Genomic DNA, 1,414 nt, shown 5'->3' with positions numbered 1-1,414 from the left:
GCTTTCATGATGGTAAAGGAGTAGTGCTAAAATACAAAGTTAGAAAATTTTTATGACTTCAATGTTTTATGATTTTGATATTGAGTACTAAGGTGTTGCATTAAAAATCAAAGTTGTCCAATAATTCAACAATTCTATAAGTCCAAATTTTTCTACCCTCCTCATTTGGATGATTTTGTGTGTCAAAATATAGGGTGTCATCCATAACACCAGTGAGTGGATTACCAATAATCGGGCAAAATAAAGATTGATTTAATACTTTTTCATATTGTTGTATTGCTTTATGATTTTGCTCAAAATATTCTTCAGAACAGCATCCTATTACCCAAAATAATTTGGCTTTCTTTTCTGTAGCGTATTGGTTGAACTGATTTATTTCCTCGATTTGTTGTCTGAATACGTCCGAATTTATAAGTGGTGGTAGGTGGTTTTTGATATAAGGTGGTTGTCCAAGATGAGAAATTAAATCACCCTTTGTATTAAAACCATTTCGAGTATATATTTTTCCAAACGAAGATTCTTTTTTAATATGAGCCATGTCCCACAAACCTAGAAAGGTTGATTTGAAAATATACCAGTAATAGGCGACATACCCTTCACATTTTTCGGAAAAACTAAAAGAGGATTGCCAATCTTTTGCTTCAGGTAAGTAATCGCTGGTAATCAACTGTGAGACCAACTCTCCTTTTGGGGTAGTTTGATAGTCGATGATTAATAAAACTATATCGTTGGGCTGTAGGTGACCTTCGAGTTGCTTTAACATAAAACTACTTCCTAGATCGGAATCTAGTGCTAAATTTATCACTGGAAGATTAAAATCATTATGCAAAATTGTGCTATTGATACCAAATGCAGCGGAGGAGCTTCCTGTAACTATAATACGTGGAGAGGGAGTTTCTTCAAGAAGTTTTTGTTTTTGACTGATTGCTGCATGATATCGGTCTTGTGAAATTGGTATAAAATGAAGATAAACGAACACCGTAAGCCATAAAAATACACAAGTACCCAAAAGATACTTTATAAGTTTAATGATATATGGGAACAGGCTATTTAAGTACTCGAGAAATTTCACCAAATCGATGTATCAGAAAATATTAGTCTTTGTTGCTACAAAAATAGTACAATATCATGGGATGCTGAAATTATCAAGACCATTTGCCTAATTTCTATGCCGTAAAGCCAAGCACTCAAATCGATTTTTACATTCTTACTTATACCATATTAAGTAATCGTGCAGCATTATATTTAAGTTTTGTGTTTTAGGGACAAGGCAACAGGCAATAGTCAAAGAGTGCTAAAATATTTTTAACGACCACGGACAAGCATTTTTCCCATAGCCCACCGCCGAAAGCCGATACTTGAAAGCTTAAAGCACAATCTTAAACTTTATTTTGCGTATTAACTTAAATGAATG

General features: G+C 33.5%; 1 protein-coding gene. It reads right to left on the bottom strand.

Translation table 11 applies throughout. From position 1 onward, the window contains the following. Positions 1-100: 100 nt before the first annotated feature. Positions 101-1,009: a hypothetical protein gene (locus ACOVQ4_RS17835; protein ID WP_421821972.1), complete on the bottom strand. Its 909-nt coding sequence runs from the start codon at positions 1,007-1,009 to the stop codon at positions 101-103. Between the last annotated feature and the right edge of the window lie 405 nt (positions 1,010-1,414).

The sequence above is a fragment of the Flectobacillus sp. genome, from assembly GCF_049240685.1.
GTDB lineage: Bacteria > Bacteroidota > Bacteroidia > Cytophagales > Spirosomataceae > Flectobacillus.
This window is presented reverse-complemented; position numbering and strand designations above follow the sequence as displayed.